1 protein-coding gene is annotated in these 445 nt (G+C 64.0%); it reads right to left on the reverse strand.

The genetic code is table 11. The features are described from left to right. On the reverse strand, positions 1-334 hold a 334-nt coding region (locus AC6CH3_RS23440), incomplete at its 3' end, for a helix-turn-helix domain-containing protein (protein ID WP_498134712.1). Positions 335-445 lie beyond the last annotated feature (111 nt).

Here is a 445-nt window from a genome sequence, read left to right on the forward strand (position 1 = left end):
CGATCTCCCTGCTAACCGTGGAGACAGGGCGGCCCAGCGCGGCCGCGATCTTACGGAGCGAAGCGCCGGATGCGGACAGGTCCCGGATCCTCTCGCGTTCCGTTAGGGAAAGGTAACGCTGATCGATGGACTTTTCGAGCTCGGCGGTTCCAGGAGGAGCAGCCGGGAGGGGCGGCCCGCCCGGGGTGTGGAAAGTGGTCACTCCCTGTTTGTAGTCGACCACCCTTCCATCCGGATAACTGCGTGTGCTTCTGGACTTTTTCACGCCACGGTCCCAGTCCTCCGCGGTTCGAAGGTTGATGCCTACTGCGGCGGCCGCCTCACGTCGCCTCATTCCAGAATGGCGCAATCGGAAGTACTCGCCACGTCCGGGATGGACGCTCCGCCCCGGTTTCCCGGCAATGCCAGCCTTCCGGGCCCACTGCATGCACGTGTTCCGGTTCAA

It is taken from the genome of Arthrobacter sp. GQ119, from assembly GCF_059759125.1.